At 69.5% G+C, this 19,547-nt stretch carries 20 protein-coding genes; 4 read left to right on the forward strand and 16 right to left on the reverse strand.

Annotated elements, in window-relative coordinates; translation table 11 throughout:
• Positions 1-190: 190 nt before the first annotated feature.
• The gene (locus JLI01S_RS08900; RefSeq protein ID WP_068263374.1) at positions 191-1,084 is read right to left on the reverse strand and encodes a TatD family hydrolase; all 894 of its coding nucleotides are present in this window, start codon (positions 1,082-1,084) and stop codon (positions 191-193) included.
• Entirely contained in the window at positions 1,084-2,883 is a 1,800-nt protein-coding gene (metG, locus tag JLI01S_RS08905; protein ID WP_439645567.1) for a methionine--tRNA ligase, read from the reverse strand. The genes JLI01S_RS08900 and metG overlap by 1 nt, the downstream gene beginning before the upstream one ends.
• Positions 2,884-2,977: 94 nt before the next feature.
• Here metG and JLI01S_RS08910 point away from each other — a divergent pair, with 94 nt between their 5' ends.
• Positions 2,978-3,577: a DUF4126 domain-containing protein gene (locus JLI01S_RS08910; protein ID WP_068263380.1), complete on the forward strand. Its 600-nt coding sequence runs from the start codon at positions 2,978-2,980 to the stop codon at positions 3,575-3,577.
• Positions 3,578-3,580: 3 nt separating this feature from the next.
• Here JLI01S_RS08910 and JLI01S_RS08915 read toward each other — a convergent pair whose 3' ends face one another.
• Complete coding sequence (locus tag JLI01S_RS08915) at positions 3,581-4,174, reverse strand: TetR/AcrR family transcriptional regulator (RefSeq protein ID WP_068263383.1); 594 nt, start codon at positions 4,172-4,174, stop codon at positions 3,581-3,583.
• 131 nt (positions 4,175-4,305) lie between these two features.
• On the opposite strand from JLI01S_RS08915, the gene JLI01S_RS08920 reads away from it, so the two are divergent.
• Positions 4,306-4,488 carry a hypothetical protein gene (locus tag JLI01S_RS08920; protein WP_157074882.1) on the forward strand — a complete coding sequence of 61 codons (183 nt, stop codon included), beginning with the start codon at positions 4,306-4,308 and terminating at the stop codon, positions 4,486-4,488.
• Between the two features lie 94 nt (positions 4,489-4,582).
• Positions 4,583-5,353 (forward strand): CPBP family intramembrane glutamic endopeptidase, encoded by a 771-nt coding sequence (locus JLI01S_RS08925; protein ID WP_068263389.1) that lies wholly within the window; start codon positions 4,583-4,585, stop codon positions 5,351-5,353.
• 15 nt (positions 5,354-5,368) lie between these two features.
• Here the strand turns inward: JLI01S_RS08925 and JLI01S_RS08930 are convergent, their stop codons facing one another.
• From JLI01S_RS08930 to JLI01S_RS08945, 4 genes are read right to left on the reverse strand one after another with little or no spacing between them, the layout of a single operon-like run.
• On the reverse strand, positions 5,369-6,265 hold the full coding sequence (locus JLI01S_RS08930) for a hypothetical protein (RefSeq protein WP_068263390.1): 897 nt from the start codon (positions 6,263-6,265) through the stop codon (positions 5,369-5,371).
• A gap of 9 nt (positions 6,266-6,274) precedes the next feature.
• A complete protein-coding gene (locus JLI01S_RS08935; RefSeq protein WP_068263402.1) occupies positions 6,275-7,018 on the reverse strand; it encodes a succinate dehydrogenase/fumarate reductase iron-sulfur subunit in 744 nt (247 codons plus the stop codon).
• A gap of 2 nt (positions 7,019-7,020) precedes the next feature.
• On the reverse strand, positions 7,021-9,015 hold the full coding sequence (locus JLI01S_RS08940) for a fumarate reductase/succinate dehydrogenase flavoprotein subunit (RefSeq protein WP_068263416.1): 1,995 nt from the start codon (positions 9,013-9,015) through the stop codon (positions 7,021-7,023).
• A 16-nt stretch (positions 9,016-9,031) separates the two neighbouring features.
• On the reverse strand, positions 9,032-9,745 hold the full coding sequence (locus tag JLI01S_RS08945; protein ID WP_068263419.1) for a succinate dehydrogenase cytochrome b subunit: 714 nt from the start codon (positions 9,743-9,745) through the stop codon (positions 9,032-9,034).
• 136 nt (positions 9,746-9,881) lie between these two features.
• Here JLI01S_RS08945 and JLI01S_RS08950 point away from each other — a divergent pair, with 136 nt between their 5' ends.
• A complete protein-coding gene (locus tag JLI01S_RS08950; protein WP_068263422.1) occupies positions 9,882-10,565 on the forward strand; it encodes a spermidine synthase family protein in 684 nt (227 codons plus the stop codon).
• Between the two features lie 192 nt (positions 10,566-10,757).
• On the opposite strand, the gene hemL is transcribed toward JLI01S_RS08950, so the two are convergent.
• The 9 genes from hemL to JLI01S_RS08995 form a co-directional block, all read right to left on the reverse strand.
• Entirely contained in the window at positions 10,758-12,089 is a 1,332-nt protein-coding gene (hemL, locus tag JLI01S_RS08955; RefSeq protein WP_068263425.1) for a glutamate-1-semialdehyde 2,1-aminomutase, read from the reverse strand.
• A 30-nt stretch (positions 12,090-12,119) separates the two neighbouring features.
• Complete coding sequence (locus tag JLI01S_RS08960; protein ID WP_068263428.1) at positions 12,120-12,599, reverse strand: MarR family winged helix-turn-helix transcriptional regulator; 480 nt, start codon at positions 12,597-12,599, stop codon at positions 12,120-12,122.
• Positions 12,596-13,600, reverse strand: a complete 1,005-nt coding sequence (gene hemB, locus JLI01S_RS08965) for a porphobilinogen synthase (RefSeq protein WP_174521312.1) — start codon at positions 13,598-13,600, stop codon at positions 12,596-12,598. The genes JLI01S_RS08960 and hemB overlap by 4 nt, the downstream gene beginning before the upstream one ends.
• A complete protein-coding gene (locus JLI01S_RS08970) occupies positions 13,597-15,237 on the reverse strand; it encodes a bifunctional uroporphyrinogen-III C-methyltransferase/uroporphyrinogen-III synthase (RefSeq protein WP_068263432.1) in 1,641 nt (546 codons plus the stop codon). Before JLI01S_RS08970 ends, hemB begins: the two co-directional genes overlap by 4 nt.
• Positions 15,234-16,193: a hydroxymethylbilane synthase gene (gene hemC, locus JLI01S_RS08975; protein ID WP_068263437.1), complete on the reverse strand. Its 960-nt coding sequence runs from the start codon at positions 16,191-16,193 to the stop codon at positions 15,234-15,236. Before hemC ends, JLI01S_RS08970 begins: the two co-directional genes overlap by 4 nt.
• Positions 16,190-17,464 (reverse strand): glutamyl-tRNA reductase, encoded by a 1,275-nt coding sequence (locus JLI01S_RS08980; RefSeq protein WP_068263439.1) that lies wholly within the window; start codon positions 17,462-17,464, stop codon positions 16,190-16,192. The genes hemC and JLI01S_RS08980 overlap by 4 nt, the downstream gene beginning before the upstream one ends.
• Positions 17,464-18,144 carry a redox-sensing transcriptional repressor Rex gene (locus JLI01S_RS08985; protein ID WP_068263445.1) on the reverse strand — a complete coding sequence of 227 codons (681 nt, stop codon included), beginning with the start codon at positions 18,142-18,144 and terminating at the stop codon, positions 17,464-17,466. The genes JLI01S_RS08980 and JLI01S_RS08985 overlap by 1 nt, the downstream gene beginning before the upstream one ends.
• A 124-nt stretch (positions 18,145-18,268) precedes the next feature.
• Complete coding sequence (locus JLI01S_RS08990; protein ID WP_068263446.1) at positions 18,269-18,520, reverse strand: glutaredoxin family protein; 252 nt, start codon at positions 18,518-18,520, stop codon at positions 18,269-18,271.
• Between the two features lie 5 nt (positions 18,521-18,525).
• Positions 18,526-19,547, reverse strand: a 1,022-nt coding sequence (locus tag JLI01S_RS08995; RefSeq protein WP_245634573.1) for a lysophospholipid acyltransferase family protein, incomplete at its 5' end; no start/stop codon positions are given.

The raw sequence follows: 19,547 nt of genomic DNA on the forward strand, positions 1-19,547 counted from the left end.
CGCACACAGGGACCCAAGGATGGCGGGCACCGTGTCAGCGACAAAACATCAGGGGAAACCGGCCCCGGCCAACAGCGGACCACGATGCACCAGCAATAACCCGAAGGTCAAGTTTTGATAACGGAGCCTGTGCAGACACCCGGCCACCGTGAGGCCGCAAGGTCCTCCAACCCCCGAAAAACCGGGCCAGTCACCGCACCTGTGAGGTCGACCACGGGCCGTAGACCCGCTCGCTGTTGTCGGAGATCGCGGTGCACATCGTCGCGACGTCGACACCGAGGGTGCGCGCCATGACACGGACCGTGTGCGGCAGCAGGTACGGCGCATTGGCCCGGCCACGCTCCGGCGCAGGAGTCAGGTAGGGCGCGTCCGTCTCGGCGAGCACCTGCTCGATGGGCGTGTGGGCGAGTGCCTCGCGCAGTCCTGCGGCGCTCTTGAAGGTCACGGTCCCGGCGAAGGACAGCAGGTAACCACGATCGACGCACTCGCGCGCCATCGCCAGGTCCCCGCTGAAGCAGTGCAGGACGGTCGTCTCCGGCGCCCCTTCCTCGGCCAGCACCCGCAGGACGTCCTCGTGGCTGTCGCGGTCATGGATCTGCAGGGCCTTGCCGGTGCGCTTGGCCAGGTCGATGTGCCACCGGAAGGACTCCTGCTGCGCTGCGTGCCCCTCGGGCCCGGTGCGGAAGTAGTCGAGTCCGGTCTCGCCCACAGCCCGCACCCGCGGGTGCGACGCGAGACGCTCGATCTCGTCCCACGCCTCCTGGAGATGTCCGGCCTGGGCGAGCTCGGGGATCTCGTTGGGATGCAGGGCGACGGCACCCAGCATCGACGGATGCCGGTCGATCTGGTCGACGGTGAACCGCGCGCTCTCGAGGTCGCACCCCACTTGCACGACCCGATCGACGCCGACGGACGCGGCGGCAGCAAGGGCTGCAGCGACGTCCGCCGTGGTCCGCTCGTCCCCTCCGTCGGGCGCGATGGCGTCCGGGATGTCCCGCCGACGGATGTCGATGTGCGTGTGGTTGTCGACGACGGCGAGCGGAAGGGGGTCGGGTCGCGCCGCGACCTCGTCACGCCCCGCCATCAGCTGTCGTCCGACATGGCCGCCCGCTCGGCAGCGACGACCTCCTCGGGGTCGAGCTTGACGAAGACCGGGCTGGGCTTGGCGATCGAGGTCCCTACTGCCACAGGCGTACTCGCCCACGCGGGGAAGCCTGAGTAGTCACCTGTGATGACGGGGTAGCCGGGACCGCCGTCCAGGTCCTCGACCTCCTCGATGCGGGGCATCGGTACCAGCTCACCCTCGCCACCGAGGACCGCGTCGACGCGGTTGGCCGCATGCGGGAGGAAGGGGGCAAGGAGCAGGTTGCAGTCGCTCGTCGCCTGCACGAGCGTGTGCAGGACCGTCGCGAGGCGCTCGCGCTGGTCCTCTCCCTTGAGGCGGAAGGGCTCGGTGTCGGACACGTACTTGTTGACATCTCCGACCACGCGCATGGCCTCGGCCAGCGCCGCCTTGACCCGGTTGCGGGCGAGCAGCCCACCCACCTCGGCGAAGGCTGCCTCCACCCGGGCCAGGACCTGCGAGTCGACCTCCTCGAGGTCCCCCGGCTGCGGGATCTCCCCGAAGTTCTTGGCGACCATCGACGCCGTGCGGTTGACGAGGTTGCCCCAGCCCGCGACGAGCTCGGAGTTGTTGCGCTGGACGAAGTCCGGCCAGGTGAAGTCCGAGTCCTGGGTCTCCGGCCCGGCCGCGCAGATGTAGTAGCGCAGCGGGTCGGGACCGAAGTCCTCCAGCACGTGCCGCAGGCCGATGACGTGACCGCGGCTGGAGGAGAACTGCTTGGACTCCATCGTGAGGAACTCGCTGGCCACGACCTCGGTCGGGAGGTTGAGCTCGCCGAAGGACCCGGGCTCTCCCCCCTTCGACCCCCTGCCGGAGTAGGCGAGCAGCTCCGCCGGCCAGATCTGGCTGTGGAAGGTGATGTTGTCCTTGCCCATGAAGTAGTAGGACGTCGCCTCCGCGTCGTTCCACCACTCGCGCCAGCGGTCCGGCTCGCCGGAGCGACGGGCCCACTCGATCGACGCCGAGAGATAACCGATGACCGCGTCGAACCACACGTAGAAGCGCTTGGTGGGGTACTTGTCCCCCAGCTCCCCCGGGAGCGGGATGCCCCAGTCGATGTCGCGGGTCATCGCCCGCGGGCGGATGTCATCGAGGATGTTGAGGCTGAAGTTGATGACATTGTGCCGCCAGGTGCCCGTGGCCTCGCGTCCCTGCAGGTACTCGCGCAGCGCGTCGGCGAGCGCCGGCAGGTCGAGGAAGAAGTGCTCCGTCTCGCCGAACTGCGGTGTCGCGCCGTCGATCTTGCTGCGGGGGTCCAGCAGGTCGGTCGGCTCCAGCTGGTTGCCGCAGTTGTCGCACTGGTCGCCGCGCGCGTCCTCGTAACCGCAGATCGGGCAGGTGCCCTCGATGTAACGGTCGGGTAGGGTGCGGCCGGTCCTCGGGTCGAGCGCCACCTGCTGGGTCTGCTCGACGAAGTAGCCGTTGGCCAGACACTGCTCGAAGAGGTCCTGGACCACCTGGTAGTGGTTGCGCGAGGTCGTGCGCGTGTAGAGGTCGTAGGAGCAGCCCAGGTCGACGAGCTCCTCCGCGATGATCCGGTGGTTGCGGTCGGCGAACTCGCGCGCCGAGATGCCTTCCTTGTCGGCCTGCACGAGGATCGGCGTGCCGTGCTCGTCCGAGCCGCTGACGACGAGCACGTCGTGCCCTGCCATGCGCATGTACCGGCTGAAGACGTCCGAGGGGACCCCGATCCCGGCGACGTGACCGAGGTGACGAGGGCCGTTGGCGTACGGCCAGGCAACAGCGGAGAGAACCTTCATGCCGCTCATCCTAGGTTCCCGGCGCTCCCCATCCATCGGCGCTAGCCTGCCGGGAGCACGCGGGGGCGGCCCGCGCCGTCGAGAGGTGACGTCGATGATCGCTGCACTGACCGGGATGGGCCTGAGCGCCGCTGCCGGCCTCAATGCCTACATCCCCTTCCTGCTCGTAGCCCTGCTCGCGCGGTTCAGTGACATCGTCGTGCTGCCGAGCGGCTTCGAGTGGATGGACTCGTGGTGGGCGATCGGCGTCGGCGCGCTCCTGCTCGTCACGGAGCTGACCCTCGACAAGATCCCTGCGGTCGACAGCATCAATGACGCGGTCCAGACCTTCATCCGCCCCAGCATGGGCGGGCTGATGGGAGCGGCAACCGCCGGCGCCAGCACGTTCGACGAGTCCACGTGGATGCAGGAACACGCGTGGGTGGGCGTCCTGCTCGGCGTCGTCATCTCGGGGCTCGTGCACACGGGCAAGGCCGCGGCCCGGCCGGTCGTCAACGCCGGAACCCTCGGGATGGGGGCGCCCGTGGTGTCCACCGCGGAGGACGGCGCCTCCGTGGGCATCGCGCTCGTGGCGGTCTTCCTACCGGTCCTCGTCGTCCTCGTGCTCATCGTCCTCGCGGCGATGCTCATCAAGGTCTTCAGCCTCTACGCCCGCATGCGACGGCCTCGCCCCCGTGACCGGGCAGCGACCTGACGCTCAGCCGACAGAGGGGACGAAGGCAGTGATGATGCGCTTGCCGACACCGCGGACATAGGCCTCGCGCTCGGCGGGCGGCTTGGCCAGCGCACTGGCGAGGACCCCCTCCATCGCCGCGATGATCGCCTGGGCAGAGGTCTGCACATCGTCGACACCCGTGCGCACGAGGATCTGCCCGACGATCCCCTCGATCCGCTCTCGGGCCGGCTCCAGCGCCTCCGCGACCTCGGGCTGACGCATCGCCTCCTGCGCCAGCTCCGCCTTGGCCAGGAGGGCCTCCGGCTCCCGCAGCCACCCGGCGAAGAGATCGAGCGCGTGCTCGACGACGGTGGCATCGGACTCGCCGGCCTGCTGCTCCCCCGCGAGCGCCTCGACGCTGTCGATGAGACCGGCCGCGATGTACTCGGCGAGCGCCGAGACCAGCGCCAACCGCGTGCGCAGGTAACCCGACGTCGAGCCCTGCGACAGACCGGCCTCGGCGTCGACAGCGCGGTGGGTGAGCCCCCGCATCCCGCCGGCCGCGACGACCTTGGTCGCCGACTCGAGGATCAGGCGCATCCGCGGCGACAGGGTGGCGGTCTCGTGCGTGCTCATCCCACGCACGCTACCGGGTGACCCGGCGGTGGAGCCCCGGTGTCGGGCCGCCGTGGAGGCGAGTTGACGCCCGAGTTCTACGGGTGTAGATTCATCGTTGTCTTCAACAGATGTAGAAAGGAATGCACATCATGAGCATCGCCACCATCTCCGGCTTCGTCACCGCCGCACTCGTCCTCGTGGGCATCGCCCTGGCCGTCCTGATCGTCTCGGTGGGCATCGCCGCCGTCCCGTTCTTCACCCAGAACCACCGCGTCCGAGTTGCCCGCCGCGAGCCGCTCTTCCGCTACTACAGCCACCTCGCCCTCAACTGACGAAGGGGGGAGGCCGAGCCTCCCCCCTTCGTCCGTGTCGGTCGCTGCCCCGCAGCCGACCGACGCAACCCGGCGGCGGATCTAGGCTGGCACCATGTCAGCCGCACCGGAAGCCCTGCCCCGCCGGAGCGCCCTGACCGAGTCACTGCTCGTGCTCGGCGTCTCCCTGGGCGCATCAGCCCTGTGGTCGGCCCTCTCCCTGGCGCGCAAGCTGACCGCTGAGGGTGGCCTCTCCGGCCAGGTCACCGCGATGAACCAATCCGTGACGCCCGACCAGCCGTGGCTCGACCTGACCCATCAGCTGGTCGGCATCGGGCTCGCCCTCGTCCCCGTGGCCCTCGCGCTGCACCTGCTCGCCCGCCAGCACCGGCATCCCACACGACTCATCGGCCTCGACACACGCGCCCCATGGCGCGATCTCGGCCAAGGGCTCGCGCTGGCCGCCGCCATCGGGCTCCCCGGCCTGGCGCTCTACCTGCTCGCGCGGGCCCTCGACCTCAACACCACGATCGCCGCCTCCGACCTCAGCGGAGCCTGGTGGGCCATCCCGGTCCTCATCCTCGCCGCGGGACAAAATGCCCTCCTCGAGGAGGTCATCATGCTCGGCTACCTCTTCACCCGCTGGCGTGAGGCCGGCTGGTCGCCCATGGTCATCGTCGTGGTGAGCGCACTCGTGCGCGGCAGCTACCACCTCTACCAGGGCATCGGAGGGTTCGTCGGCAATGTCGCGATGGGGCTTCTGCTCGGCGCCGTCTACCTGCGGGTGCGGCGGGTCGCTCCGATGTTCATCGCCCACTGGGTCATCGACGTCGTCGCCTTCGTCGGGTACGCGCTGCTCGTCACCCGCGTGACCTGGCTGGGCTGAGCGGGCTCGCGGCGATCAGAAGTCATTGCCGCTGAGGCCGTCGATGCTCTTGGCGCCCTTGGGTTTGGCCCAGTCCTCCCGGCTGCTCCCCCAGTCGCTGTACTCCAGGACAGACTCCCGATCCCCCGAGCCGTAGCTCAGTCGGATGGGAGCCGGCGTCGCCGGATCGGTGTCCACCCACAGGATCCGCTCACCGCCGCTGGCCTTGTCCGCCTTGCGGATCGCCACGCGGTAGGCCTCCTGGCCGTCGAGCTCCTCGAAGATCGCGGGGCTCTGCTTGGCGTCGAAGGGGGTGAGCGACTTGCCGTAGAAGGTCTGCTGGAGCAGCGTCTGCGGGCGATAGGCGTCCATCGGCGAGTTGTCGAAGGGCACCGTGATCCATGTACCGGTGTTCTTGCGCATCGGGCTGTCGTCGGGGGCGTCCATGACCTCCAACCACGTCTTGTCGACCTTGACGTAATGAGCGGTTCCCACGGCGATCGTCTCCAAGGATCCGCCACCGGGGATCGAGAGCGTCGTGCGGGAGATGCCAGCCTTCTTCGACGTCGAGAGCAGGCCACCGGTGGAGCCCTCGGCCCGGATGCTGACCGTCAGGTCCCGATCGGCGTCATAGAGGGTGCCCGTGATCGTCACATTGTTGGTCGCGGCCATGTACTCACGCGAGGCAGTGAGGATGCTGTTGCCACTCGGGGGGTTCTTCGTCGAGCCTCCGCCCGTCGACGTGGAGGTCGTGGGCTCGCTCGTCGAGGTCGTCGTCAGCGGTGCTTGAGTGGTCGTCGACGACGTCGAGTCCGTGCCGCCCGCGATGAGACCACAGCCGCTGACGGACACGGCCACGGCGCCGGCCAGCATGATGCTGGCGCGGCGCCGGGCGTGCGTGACACGTGCGGAGATGACGCTCCCCCTCGTCACTCTGAGTCCTCAGGCCCCGCTGCGGGCGGCCCTGCGCAGATCCGCGTTGAGCGTGCTGATGACGTCGAGCGGGATCTCCTTGGGGCACGCCGCGGAGCACTCACCGATGTTGGTGCAGCCGCCGAAACCCTCGAGGTCGTGCGTCTCGAGCATCTTGACCACGCGGCCATTGCGCTCCGGCTGCCCCTGCGGCAGCTCACCCAGGTGGGTGACCTTGGCGCCGAGGAAGAGCATGCCGGAGGCATTGGGGCAGGCTGCGACGCAGGCACCGCACCCGATGCACTTGGCGGAGTCGAAGGCACGGTCGGCCTTTTCCTTGGGCACCGGCACCGCGTGTGCCTCGGGGGCAGCGCCGGTGTTGACGGAGACATAGCCACCGGACTGGATGATCCGGTCGAAGGCGCTGCGGTCGACGATGAGGTCCCGGATGATCGGGAAGGCATTGGCCCGCCACGGCTCGACCGTGATGGTCTCGCCGTCACGGAAGGAGCGCATGTGCAGCTGGCAGCTGGTGGTGCGCTCCGGGCCGTGTGCCTGGCCGGAGATCATCAGGCCACACATGCCGCAGATGCCCTCGCGGCAGTCACTGTCGAAGGCGATCGGCTCGGTGCCCTCGGCGATGAGCTGCTCGTTGAGGACGTCGAGCATCTCCAGGAAGGACATGTCCGGAGAGATGTCCTTGACCGGGTAGGTGACGAGTTCGCCCTTCGCCGTGGGTCCGGCCTGGCGCCAGATCTTGAGGGTCAGATTCATGCTCACTTGTAGCTCCGCTGCTTCAGCTCGATGAACTTGTAGTTCAGGTCTTCCTTGTGCAGGACAGGGGCCCCGTCGCCACCGAACTCCCAGGCCGCGACATACGCGAACTCGTCGTCGTGGCGCAGTGCCTCGCCGTCCTCGGTCACGGACTCGGCGCGGAAGTGGCCACCACAGGACTCGCGGCGGTTCAGCGCGTCGATGCACATGAGCTCACCGAGCTCGAGGAAGTCAGCCACGCGGCCGGCCTTCTCGAGGCTCTGGTTGAGCGAGTCCGCGGTGCCGAGCACCCGGACATTGCTCCAGAACTCGTCCTTGAGCTCACGGATGAGGCCGATGCCCTTGCGCAGACCCTCGTCCGTGCGCTCCATGCCGCAGTACTCCCACATGATGTGGCCGAGCTCGCGGTGGAAGGAGTCGACGCTGCGCTCACCGTTGATCGACAGGAACTTCTCAATCCGGTCGGTGACGGCGCTCTTGGCCTCGACGACGGCCGGGTGGTCCTCGGCGATCTTGTCGAAGGGGGCCTTGGCCAGGTAGTCGCGGATCGTGTTCGGCAGGACGAAGTAGCCATCCGCCAGGCACTGCATGAGCGACGAAGCGCCCAGACGGTTGGCCCCGTGGTCGGAGAAGTTGGCCTCGCCGATCGAGAAGAGACCCTCGACGGAGGTCTGCAGGTCGTAGTCGACCCACAGTCCGCCCATCGTGTAGTGCACGGCCGGGTAGATGCGCATCGGCACCTCGTACGGGTTTTCACCCGTGATCCGGGCGTACATGTCAAAGAGGTTTCCGTACTTCTCCTCCACCGCAGCCTTGCCCAGACGCTCGATGGCGGCGGCGAAGTCGAGGTAGACACCGCGGCGCATCTGGCGCGGGTTGCCGTCCGCGTCGACCTCGTCGACGAGCGGGCCGACGCCGCGGCCCTCGTCGCACCGGTTCTTGGCCTGACGGGAGGCGATGTCGCGGGGCACGAGGTTGCCGAAGGCGGGGTAGATCCGCTCCAGGTAGTAGTCGCGGTCCTCCTCGGGGATCTGCCGCGGGTCCTTGTCGCAGTCCTCGGCACGCTTGGGCACCCAGATGCGACCGTCATTGCGCAACGACTCCGACATCAGGGTCAGCTTCGACTGGTGGTCGCCGGAGACCGGGATGCAGGTCGGGTGGATCTGCGTGTAGCACGGGTTGGCGAAGTACGCGCCCTTGCGGTGCGCACGCCAGGCCGCGGTGACATTGCAGCCCATCGCGTTGGTCGAGAGGAAGAAGACGTTGCCGTAGCCACCGCTTGCGAGCACGACGACGTCGGCCAGGTGGGTCTCGATCTCGCCGGTCACCATGTCGCGGGCGATGATGCCGCGGGCGACACCCTCGACGAGGATGACCTCGAGCATCTCGTGGCGGCTGTACTCGGTGACCGTGCCCTTTGCGACCTGGCGCTCCATGGCCTGGTAGGCACCGATGAGCAGCTGCTGGCCCGTCTGGCCCGCCGCGTAGAAGGTCCGTGCGACCTGGACGCCACCGAAGGACCGGTTGTCCAGCAGACCGCCGTACTCACGAGCGAAGGGGACACCCTGCGCGACGCACTGGTCGATGATGTTGGAGCTGACCTGGGCCAGCCGGAAGACATTGGACTCGCGGCTGCGGTAGTCGCCGCCCTTGACCGTGTCGTAGAAGAGCCGGTAGACGGAGTCGCCGTCGTCGTTGTAGTTCTTCGCGGCGTTGATCCCGCCCTGCGCGGCGATCGAGTGAGCGCGGCGGGCGCTGTCCTGGTAGAAGAAGCTCTTGACGTTGTAGCCGGCCTCTCCCATCGTGGCGGCGGCGGAGGCGCCGGCGAGGCCGGTCCCGACGATGATCACGTCGAGCTTGCGACGGTTGGACGGGTTGACCAGAGCGGAGTCGAACTGGTGCTGCGTCCACATCGTGTTGATGTCGGCGACGTCGGGCGCCTTGGTGTCTGCGATGGGCGTGCCCTCGGAGAAGTACTCGCTGAGAGTGTCAGTCATGTGTCGGTGCTCCTGCTCAGAGACTGTCGATGAAGATGTAGACCGGCGGGATCAAGAACCCGACCACGATCACCGCAGCAACGACGGCGCCGATCGCACGAGCGCGAGCGCGGGCCGTGGCTGTGTTGTTCAGACCCATCGTCTGCGAGGCGCTGTAGACGCCGTGGTAGAGGTGCATGCCCAGGGCCACCATGGCCAGGACGTAGATGAGCAGGACCCACCACATGGCGAAGGCCGCACTGATCATCACGTAGGGCGAGTCCTTGATCGCCGCCGCGTCAGCCGCACCGTAGAGGTTGGGCTTGACGATCGTGAACTGGATCAGGTGGAAGACCACGAAGGCGAAGAGGGCGAGCCCACCCCAGCGCATGGTGCGCGAGGCGAGCGTCGAGCCGAGGTTCTTCTTCACCTGGTACTTGACCGGCCGCGCCGCGTTGTTGCGGGCGATGAGCCGCAGGGCCGCGTAGACGTGCCCGACGAGCGCGAGGATCAGCACGATCCTCACGATCCACAGCAGGCCGCCGTACGGGAGCATCGGCTCACCGAAGGTGCGCAGGTGGTGCGCATACGTGTCAAAGGCTTCCTGACCGGCCAGGGCCTTGAGGTTGCCGTACATGTGCAGCAGCACATACAGGATGAAGATGACGCCGGTGCCAGCCATGAGCATTTTGAGCCCGATGGAGGACGACGCCACCCCCTTTTTCTTCGCGGGGAGGGTCGTAGTAGCCACGGGCTCAAGGTACCCCGTTGTGAGGGGGCACACCCTACGCGGGTCACCCTTCGTGCATGTGACATTGCTCCGGTTACCGTGACGTAATAGACAACACATCTGTCCCGGAATTCCGGGACGCTGAGTGGAGGACCGCATGGACACCCCCTCCGAGACGATCGTCTCGGCGACCACGCCTCGGGGCGAGATCGCCCTGCGCGAGCGTCCTGACCCCCAGGGATCGGGAGTGGTGCACGAGCTCGTCGTCGCCGGCGTCTTCGCCATGGACAGCCTGGACACCTCGACCGAGGTGGCCCTCGCGCAGGAGGCCCTGGCCCGTGTCGACGCCCCGGACCGCGTGCTCGTCGGTGGGCTCGGGCTGGGTTTCACTGCTTGGCAGGTGCTCAAGGACAAGCGGGTACGGCACGTCGACGTGGTGGAGATCGAGGAGGACCTCGTCGGGTGGGCCCGACTGGCCCTGGCCCCGACCCTCGGTCTCGTGGCCCGGCACCCGCGCGTGACGATCCACGCCGGTGACGTCGACCTCGTGCTGAGCGGCGAGGCCGACCCGGCGGGACCGTGGGACCTCGTGCTCCTCGACGTCGACAACGGACCGAGCTTCCTCGTCCACGAGGGCAATGAGCGTCTCTACCGCGCCGATGCCCTCCAGGACACGCTCTCCCGCGTGGCCCCCCGCGGCGTCCTCGCGATCTGGGCGGCCCAGCGCGAGCCCGCGCTGCTGGCCACCCTCGAGTCCCTCTCCCCCACCGAAGAGGTGCTCCTCGAGGTCGAGCGCGAAGGGCGTCGCCTCGAGTACGCCCTGTACCTCACCCGCGCCTGACCTCTCGTCACCGAGCGAGCGCATGGGTTGCGTTGGCATGCCACCTCCGTGCTTGCCCGGCGTCGTTGTGCACGGTTGGCCGACGCTCTCGCGTCAGCCAACCATGCAGTTCGACGCCACCCATCGACATCGACGCCGGGCCGGGTCGCTGGGATGACGAAGGGGGAAGTCCGTCACCCGGCAGGCGCGGACTCAGCCGGCAGCAGCAGCCTTGGCAGCGAGCGGAAGGGCGGCGCGGATGGCGTCGAGCGCCGTCTCGTCGAGGGCGTCGGAGACGAACCAGACCTCGAAGGCGCTGGGCGGCAGGTGGACGCCGGCTTCGAGCATCGCGTGGAAGAAGCGCCCGTACGCCTGCGTGTCCTGGGCCTGCGCGTCGGCGAAGGAGCGGACCTGCCCGTCGCGGAAGAAGATGGAGAACATCGACCCGGCCCACTGGACGCGGTGGGCGACGCCCTCTGCGGAGAGAGCGGCCGAGGCGGCGTCGGCGATCGTCCGGGCCGTCGACTCGAGCCGCGGGTAGAGCTCCTCGGTGCACCCGCGCAGGGTGGCCAGGCCGGCGGCCGTGGCGACGGGGTTACCCGAGAGGGTGCCTGCCTGATAGACGGGCCCGTCCGGGGCGAGGTGGGCCATGAGGTCAGCGCGGCCACCGAAGGCCGCGGCCGGAAAGCCTCCTCCCATGACCTTGCCGAAGGTGAACAGGTCGGGCGCGCCGTCTGCGTAGCCACCCGGGTTGGCCCCCGTGGAGCCGGTCTCGAGTCCGTACCAGCCGGAGCGGCTGGCGCGGAAGCCGGTCATGACCTCGTCGCTGATGAGCAGCGCGCCGTGCGCAGCGGTGACGCGACGCAGGCCCTCGGTGAAGCCGGGCTCCGGCGGGACGACACCCATGTTGCCCGGGGCCGCCTCGGTGATGACCGCGGCGATCTCCTGGCCGCGGACGGCGAAGAGCTCCTCGACGGCCGCGAGGTCGTTGTACGGCAGGACGATCGTCTCCCCCGCGGCCGACGCCGGCACACCGGCAGAGTCGGGCAGGGCGAAGGTCGCGACACCCGAGCCGGCCTGTGCAAGCAGGGCGTCGACGTGCCCGTGGTAGCAGCCGGCAAACTTCACGACGACCGAGCGGCCGGTCGCACCGCGGGCCAGGCGAAGGGCGGACATCGTCGCCTCGGTCCCGGAGGAGACCAGACGCACCTGCTCCAGCGGCTCCACCCGGTCAACGATCTCGGCGGCCAGCGCCACCTCGTTCTCGCTGGGCGTGCCGAAGGAGAAGCCCTTGGCCGCGGCAGCGGTCACGGCGTCGAGCACGTCGGGGTGCGCGTGGCCGAGGATCATCGGACCCCAGGAGCACACGAGGTCGACGTACCGGTTGCCGTCGACATCGGTGAGCCAGGCTCCCTTCGCGCTGTCGATGAAGCGCGGGACTCCCCCGACCCCACCGAAGGCGCGCACCGGCGAGTTGACCCCACCCGGGATCACCGTGCGGGCACGATCGAAGAGGGCCTGCGAACCAGTCGTCGAGAGCGTCATGCCCCCAGTCTCCCAAACGGCGAGGAGCCCTCAGTCGTCGAGGCCGATCTCGTGGTGTGCGGGAGCCATCCGGTCACGCAGCGCCGCCATCGCGACCCCGAGCCCCTCGAACTCCTCGGGCGTCAGGGTGTCCACGAGGTGCCGTCGCACGGACTCCACGTGCACGCGCGACAGCTCGTCGAGCGCATCGCGCCCGGCGTCGGTCAGTGAGATCTCGACGCCGCGGCCGTCGTCGGTGGAGCGGCAGCGCTCCACCCAGCCACGCTTCTCCAGCCGGGTGGCCGTGTGCGTCACGCGGGAGCGGGACTGGATGATGTCGTCGGCCAGCCGCGACATCCGGGTCCGCTGGTCCGGCGACTCCGACAGCATGGAGAGCAGCTCGTACTCGGTCAGCTGGATGTTCAGAGGCGCGAGGTCATCAGCGAGCGCACGCTCGAGCAGGCGCGACCCACGCAGGTAGGCGCGCCAGTGCTCCTGCTCGCGGGGGGTGAGCCACGCGGTCTCGCTCACAGCCGTCCCGCGATCTCGAGCGCGAAGTAGGTGAGCACGATCTGGGCGCCCGCCCGCTTGATGTGTACCAGCGACTCGGTGACCGCGGCGTCGCGGTCGATCCAACCGCGCTCGGCGGCCGCGACGATCTGGGCGTACTCACCCGAGATCTGGTAGGCCGCCACGGGCACCGGGGACATCTCCGCCGCCGCGGCGATGATGTCCAGGTGCGGCTGAGCCGGCTTGACCATGATGATGTCGGCGCCCTCGGCGAGGTCGAGCTCGATCTCGCGCAGCGACTCGGTCGCGTTGGCGGGGTCCTGCTGGTAGGTGGCGCGGTCCCCGCTCAGGGAGGACTGGACGGCCTCGCGGAAGGGCCCGTAGAGCGCGGAGGTGTACTTCGCGGCGTAGGCCAGCACGAGGGTGTCGGTGTACCCCGCGTCATCGAGAACGGCCCGCACGTGGGCGACCTGGCCGTCCATCATCCCGGACAGCCCGAGCACGTGGGAGCCGGCCGCGGCCTGGGCCAGGGCCATGTCGGCGTAGCGCTCGAGGGTGGCGTCGTTGTCGACGACGCTGTGGCCGTCGAGGGTCGTCGTCAGGACCCCGCAGTGACCGTGGTCGGTGAACTCGTCGAGGCAGAGGTCGGTCATGACGACGAGACGGTCGCCGACGGCGTCGACGACGGCCCGGGTCGCGATGTTGAGGATCCCCTGGGGGTCGTCGGCACCGGACCCGCGGGCATCCTTGGCCTGCGGGACACCGAAGAGCATGATCCCGCCGAGGCCGGCATCGACACAGGCCCTGGCCTCGTCGACGAGCGACTCGACGGTGTGCTGCACGACGCCCGGCATCGAGGTGATGTCGACCGGCGCCTCGATGCCCTCACGGACGAAGACCGGCAGGACGAGATCGGCCGGGTGCAGCCGAGTCTGCGCGACGAGACGACGCAGGGGGACGCTCCCCCGCAGTCGCCGCGGCCGGATCACGGGCCCGGCCGGACGAGGACCGGCGGGGCTCACCCCTTCGCCTTGCGTCGGCTCGACGACTTCTTGCGCCGATCGCTCGGCCGGGTGACCTCTTCACCAGCCTCGAGGGCTGCCGCAGCCAGCTCCCGGCCGTGGGCGGCCAGCGCCTCGACGAGGCTCTCACCGGTCGCCTCGGGGGCCATGACGTCGACCCGCAGTCCGGCCTCCTCGGCCGTCTTGACGGTCGCCGGCCCGATGCAGGCGATGACGGTGGACGGGTGCGGCTTGCCGGCGATGCCGACGAGGTTGCGCACCGTGGAGGAGGAGGTGAAGACGACCGCGTCGAAGGCGCCCTGCTTGATGGCATCGCGCACGGGTGCCGGGGGCGGCGTGGCCCGCACGGTGCGGTAGGCCGTCACGTCGTCGACCTGCCAGCCCATGTCCTGCAGGCCGGCGACGAGGGTGTCGGTGGCGATGTCGGCTCGCGGCAGGAAGACGCGGTCCATCGGGTCGAGGACCTCGTCGTAGGGAGGCCACTCCTCGAGCAGCCCCTTGGCCGACATCTCACCCGTGGGCACGAGATCGGGCTCCAGGCCCCAGTCGCGCAGCGCGTCCGCGGTGACTCCGCCGACGGCAGCGATCTTCAGCCCCGAGAAGGCGCGGGCGTCGAGGCCGAACTCCTGGAACTTTTCCCGGATGGCCTTGACCGCGTTGACCGAGGTGAACCCGATCCACTGGTAACGCCCGGTGACCAGACCGCGCACAGCGCGCTCGACGGCCTGCGGCGTGCGGGGCGGCTCGACGCTGATCGTCGGGACGACCTGACTGGTCGCGCCGTGACCGAGCAGCTGCTTGGTCATGGGCCCGGCCTGGTCCTTGGTCCGGGGGATGAGCACGCTCCACCCGTAGAGCGGCTTGGTCTCGAACCACGAGAGGCTCTCGCGCAGGCCGACGGTCGAGCCGATGACGGCCAGGGTCGGCACCTCGAGGCCGACGATCGCCTCGGCCGCCTCCTCGAGGGTCGTCTGCCGCGTCGTCTGGTGAGTCGTCGTGCCGCCCCGCGTCAGGGCGACCGGGGTCCCAGCAGCGCGGCCCGCGGCGAGCAGGTCGGTGAAGGCCTGGACCAGGTGCTCGGGCAGGCCGAGCAGCACGAGCGTGACATCGTCCGCGACCGATGCCGACAGGTCGGCGCGCTTGGCCCCGGACACGCTCACCACGTGCAGCGCACTGGTCGAGCGCGAGGTGAGCGGGACACCGGCATAGGCAGGGACCGCGCTCACGGCGGAGACACCAGGGACGATGTCGAAGTCGATGCCGGCCTTGACGAGGGCCTGCGCCTCCTCGGCCAGACCGTTGAAGGTGGCCGGGTCGCCGTCCATGAGCCGCACGACGAGACCCGCCTTGTGCGCCTTGGCGGTCTTGACGACGAGCTTGGCGCGCATGGCGTGCGTCAGCTGCTGGCCGTGCTCGCCGTGACTGGCGTCGACGACGTCGACGTCCTCGCCGGTCATCGAGGCGACGATGTCCTCGTTGGTCAGCTGGTCGGTGATGACCGCGTCCGCTCGACCGAGCAGGTCGACCGCGGCGACGGTCATCAGTGAGACATCACCCGGCCCGGCACCGACGAAGGCGACACGCGCCGGTCGGCGGGAGGCGGCGGAGGGGGTTGCGGCAGAGCGCTGGGGGGTCACTGGACATGCTCCGAAGCGGTCGAGGGGTGGGTGGCTTGCAGGTCGGCGAGCTCTGGGGCGCCGTCGGCGACGAGGGTGCGGGCGAGGCGACGACCGAGGTCCTCTGCCTCGCTCATCGGGCCGGTGATGGACCGGCGCAGGTCTCCGGTGCCGTCGGTCGCAGCGACCACGGCCCGGAGGGAGATGGCGAGGCCGTCGACGTCATCGACGATCTCGGCGAGGGCGCCGATGGGAGCGGCGCACCCGGCTTCGAGCTCCGCGAGGACACCGCGCTCGGCGGTGACCGCGGCGCGGGTGTCGGCGTGGTCGAGCGGACGCAGGGCGGCGAGCACCTGCTCGTCCCCCTCACGGCACTCGACGGCCAGGGCTCCCTGGCCGGGCGCGGGCAGCATCTGGATCGGCTCGAGCAGCTCGGTGATGTGCTCGCGCAGACCGAGCCGGGTCAGCCCGGCGGACGCGAGGACGATGGCGTCGAGCTGGTCCTCGCCGGGGCCGACCATCGCCAGACGGGTGCCGAGGTTGCCGCGGATGTCGCGGAACTCCAGTCCGAGGCCGAGTGCGGCCAGCTGGGCTCGCCGTCGCGGCGAGCCGGTCCCGACGACGGCGCCTTCGCCGAGCTCACCCAGGGTGAGACCGTCGCGGGCACACAGCGCATCACGCGGGTCGACTCGTGCGGGGATCGCCGCGACGACCAGTCCCGGCGCGGGAGCGGTCGGCAGGTCCTTGAGGGAGTGCACGGCGAAGTCGACGTCACCGGCGTGCATCGCGTCGCGCAGGGCGGTGGCGAAGACGCCCGTGCCACCCATGCTCGCGAGCGAGGCGCGGTTGGTGTCACCCTCGGTGACGATCTCGACGAGCTCGACCTCGTGGCCGGCCGCGCGCAGCGCGTCGGCGACGTGGCCGGACTGGGTCATGGCCAGGGCCGAGCGACGAGTTCCCAGACGAAGGGAGGTCACAGGGCACCTCCTTCGGCGTGGAGATCAAAGAGTTGGTTGAGCGCGTCCTCGTACTCGCCGAAGCGGCCATTGCTCGCCAGCTCCTTGGCGCGCACGGTGGGCTGGTGCAGCAGCTTCTCCACGATGCGGTGCACGGCCAGCTCGACCTCGGAGCGGTCCCCGTCGGACATCTCGGGGGTGCGCTGACCCAGTCGGGTCAGCTCGCGCTCGACGACCTGCTGGGCCGCGCTGCGCAGGGCCCGCACGGTCGGCGCAGCGATGCTCGCGGCCCGCTTGCCCAGGTGCTTGGTGACGGCCTCGCCGACGATCGCTCGCGCCTGCTCCACCTCGGGGACCGATCCGTCGGAGCCGATCCGCTCGCCCAGCTCGGCAAGACCCAACCGGATCACCCCGCTGAGGTCGGCCACGTCGTGTGCGATGTCGTGCGGCAGGGCCAGGTCGATGCAGGCCTGCGGGAGACCGCCACGGGCAACCTGGGCATCGGCGACATCGGGCAAGGTGATGGCCAGCCCCGTGGACCCGGTGCAGGAGATGACGACGTCGGCCTCGGCGAGAGCATCCGCGAGCTCGTGCGCCGGTCGGGCCTGTCCCCCCAGGCGCTCGGCGAGTGCGACCCCCCGCTGGTGCGTCCGGTTGACGACGGTCAGCTCGGCGACCCCGCGGCGGATCGCGCTGGTCGCGGCCAGGGCACTCATCGCGCCGGCGCCGACGACGAGGACGTGCGCGTCCGTCAGCGGACCGACGTGGGCCGCAGCGGCGTCGAGCCCCACGCCCACGAGTGAGCGGGAGACCTCATCGATGGCCGTCTCGGAGTGCACGCGCTTGCCGGTGCGCAGGGCCTGCTGGATGAGGGCGTTGAGGTTGCTGCCGACGTGGCCCCCGCTCTGGCCGCGCCCGAGGGCATCCCGCATCTGGCCGAGGATCTGCGACTCGCCCACGGCCATGGAGTCCAGACCGGCCGCGACATTGAAGACGTGGGCCACGGCCGCGTCTCCGTAGTGCAGGTCGAGGTGGGCCTTGAGGTCGTCGTGGGTGATCGCCGTGGCATCCGTCATGGCATCGGTGAGGTCCGCGACCGCACCGTGGAAGGCGCTGACCTCCGCATAGATCTCGGTGCGGTTGCAGGTCGCGACGACCAGGTGCTCCGTGATGTCGGGGCTGGCCGTCGCCGCCGCGATGATCTGCGACAGGCTCGACTCGTCGAGCGCGGCCCGCTCCAGCACGGAGATCGGGGCGCGTCGGTGGTTGAGACCAAAGGCGAGGAGACTCATCAGCCAGCTCCCTCCAGCAGCTCGTCGGTGACGGAGGCGGAGCGCTGCTGCTCGTGGAAGGCGAGGATCTGCAGCTCGGTGGACAGGTCGACCTTGCGCATGTGGACCCCTTCGGGAACCTGGATGGCAGTCGCGGCAAAGTTGAGGATTGAGCTGACACCGGCAACGACGAGCAGATCGGCCACGTCCTGGGCGGATGCTGCCGGCGTCGCGATGACCCCGATGCAGGCCTCGCCGGGGGTGACGAGGGAGCCCAGCTCTGCCATCGGCTGGACCGTCAGCTCGTCGAGCCGCTCGCCGACGATCTGGGGGTCGCGGTCGAGGAGCGCCACGACCTTGAAGCCCTTGGTGGCGAAGCCTCCGTAGGAGGCGAGTGCGCGACCGAGGTTGCCCATACCGACGATGACGACCGGCCAGTCGTGGGTCAGGCCGAGGGCACGGGAGATCTGGTAGGTCAGGTGGGCCACGTCGTACCCGACGCCGCGCACGCCGTACGAGCCGAGGTGGCTGAGGTCCTTGCGCAGCTTGGCCGAGCTGACTCCGGCGCTGTGCGCGAGCTCCTCCGAGGAGACGGAGAGCACGTCCTGAGCGGTGAGCTGACCGAGCGCCCGGAGGTATCCGGGGAGTCGGGCGACCGTCGCGTCGGGGATATCGCGCTTGGCGGCCTGATCGACGGACACGGTTGGGCTCGGGCTCCTCTCCCGGTCGAGGGGCGAGCGCCTCCTGACGACCGAACACGACGAGATTACGCCCTTGTGAACAAATGCACAAAGTCGCGGACCGACGGTGGACGTCGCGACCGGCTCACCCTCCGAGGGCCGCGCGCAGTCGCGCTTCGTCCACCCGCCAGTAGTCGTGCTGACGCCCGTCGACAAAGGTGACCGGCACCTCATCGGTGTAGCGAGCCAGCTCGGGATCAGCGTCGATGTCCACCACGGCGAAGCTGTCACCGGTCCGGGCGACGACGCCCTCGATGACCTCTTGGGCCACATCACACAGGTGGCAGCCCTGACGTCCGACCATGACGACCCGAGCGGAGGGAAGGGGGGACACCATGGCTCCTAGAAGAAGACCGAGCGGCGCGTCACGAGCACCGAGTACAAGGTCTGCTGGATCGTCTCGCGCACCTGGTCGGTGATCTCGAAGACCAACATCGGGTCGTCCGCGGCCGCGGGGCCGAGGGAGGCGGTGTCGATCGGCTCGCCGAACTCGATGATCCACTTGCTGGGCAAGGGGATCAGGCCGAGCGGGCCGAGCAGCGGGAAGAAGGGCGTGATCGGCGCGTAGGGCGCTCCGAGCAGTCGCGCGACCGTCTTCATGTTGCCGATCATCGGGTAGACCTCTTCGGCGCCCACGACCGAGCACGGGATGATCGGCACCTCGGCCTTGATCGCCGACGAGACGAAACCACCGCGGCCGAACCGCTGCAGCTTGTACCGCTCACGGAAGGGCTTGCCGACGCCCTTGAAGCCCTCGGGCCAGACACCGACGAGGTCTCCCCCGCGCATCAGCCGGTCCGCGTCGGCCGCGGACGCCAGGGTGGCGCCCGTCTTGCGCGCCACGTCACCCACGACCGGCAGCTGGAAGACGAGGTCCGCACCGAGCATCCTCAGGAAGCGCCGCTGCGGGTGGGCATCGTGGATGGCCAGCTGGGTCATGACCGAGTCGATCGCGACCGTGCCCGAGTGGTTGGACACGAGCAGCGCACCGCCCTCGGCCGGGATGTTCTCGATGCCGCGGACCTCGATGCGGAACCACTTGTCCTTGAGCAGGCGCAGCACCGGGAAGACGGTGTGGATCGTGAAGTCCTCGTCGAAGCCGAAGTCATCGACCGCGTAGTCACCCTTGACCCTGCGCTGGAGGAACTGCAGCGTCTCGGAGAAGCGGCGCTCCCACCCTTCGCCCGCCGCGGCACCGGCCGCATGGCCGAGGGTGCGCGAGGTCATCTGACCCGCGGAGAGCAGCACGGACAGCAGCTCGGCCAACCCGGGGACGAGCGCCTGTCCGCTCTCGGGCGTGCTGGCGGTGGAGGACGATGTCGCGGGCTCGGGTGCCACCGCGACCGGTCGCGGCGTCGAGCCTG

This window comes from Janibacter limosus NBRC 16128, from assembly GCF_001570985.1.
GTDB classification, from domain to species: domain Bacteria; phylum Actinomycetota; class Actinomycetes; order Actinomycetales; family Dermatophilaceae; genus Janibacter; species Janibacter limosus.

Excerpts from the sequence above, each read along its gene's own strand:
- JLI01S_RS08900 (WP_068263374.1), bottom strand. The coding sequence starts at position 1,084 with ATGGCGGGGCGTGACGAGGTCGCGGCGCGACCCGACCCCCTTCCGCTC.
- JLI01S_RS08990 (WP_068263446.1), bottom strand. The coding sequence starts at position 18,520 with ATGGTGTCCCCCCTTCCCTCCGCTCGGGTCGTCATGGTCGGACGTCAG.
- JLI01S_RS08940 (WP_068263416.1), bottom strand. The coding sequence starts at position 9,015 with ATGACTGACACTCTCAGCGAGTACTTCTCCGAGGGCACGCCCATCGCA.
- metG (WP_439645567.1), bottom strand. The coding sequence starts at position 2,883 with ATGAAGGTTCTCTCCGCTGTTGCCTGGCCGTACGCCAACGGCCCTCGT.
- hemL (WP_068263425.1), bottom strand. The coding sequence starts at position 12,089 with ATGACGCTCTCGACGACTGGTTCGCAGGCCCTCTTCGATCGTGCCCGC.
- JLI01S_RS08915 (WP_068263383.1), bottom strand. The coding sequence starts at position 4,174 with ATGAGCACGCACGAGACCGCCACCCTGTCGCCGCGGATGCGCCTGATC.
- JLI01S_RS08950 (WP_068263422.1), top strand. The coding sequence starts at position 9,882 with ATGGACACCCCCTCCGAGACGATCGTCTCGGCGACCACGCCTCGGGGC.
- JLI01S_RS08910 (WP_068263380.1), top strand. The coding sequence starts at position 2,978 with ATGATCGCTGCACTGACCGGGATGGGCCTGAGCGCCGCTGCCGGCCTC.
- JLI01S_RS08920 (WP_157074882.1), top strand. The coding sequence starts at position 4,306 with ATGAGCATCGCCACCATCTCCGGCTTCGTCACCGCCGCACTCGTCCTC.
- JLI01S_RS08925 (WP_068263389.1), top strand. The coding sequence starts at position 4,583 with ATGTCAGCCGCACCGGAAGCCCTGCCCCGCCGGAGCGCCCTGACCGAG.
- JLI01S_RS08935 (WP_068263402.1), bottom strand. The coding sequence starts at position 7,018 with ATGAATCTGACCCTCAAGATCTGGCGCCAGGCCGGACCCACGGCGAAG.
- JLI01S_RS08980 (WP_068263439.1), bottom strand. The coding sequence starts at position 17,464 with ATGAGTCTCCTCGCCTTTGGTCTCAACCACCGACGCGCCCCGATCTCC.